The sequence below is a fragment of the uncultured Algibacter sp. genome, from assembly GCF_947495675.1.
Taxonomy (GTDB): Bacteria; Bacteroidota; Bacteroidia; order Flavobacteriales; family Flavobacteriaceae; genus Algibacter_B.
This window is the reverse complement of the sequence record NZ_CANLZX010000090.1, coordinates 1-239: the sequence shown is the minus strand read 5'-3', so window position 1 is coordinate 239 and position 239 is coordinate 1. Positions and strand designations below refer to the sequence as shown.

General features: G+C 44.8%; 1 protein-coding gene. It reads left to right on the top strand.

The window, feature by feature from the left end; all coding sequences use genetic code 11:
* Positions 1 to 239 (top strand): hypothetical protein (locus Q0842_RS16220; RefSeq protein ID WP_298500564.1); only part of this gene is annotated, 239 nt, incomplete at both ends.

Here is a 239-nt window from a genome sequence, read left to right as displayed (position 1 = left end):
GGGTCTCAACCAGCTGAACCAGCGACAGCTTGTTATGAAACAGCGACTTTCAATACTACATCATGTATGTGGGAAGTAACAGGATCTCAACCGGCTGAACCAGCGACAGCTTGTTATGAAACAGCAACATTTAACACTACATCATGTATGTGGGAAGTTACAGGGTCTCAACCGGCTGAACCAGCGACAGCTTGTTATGAAACAGCGACTTTCAATACTACATCATGTATGTGGGAAGT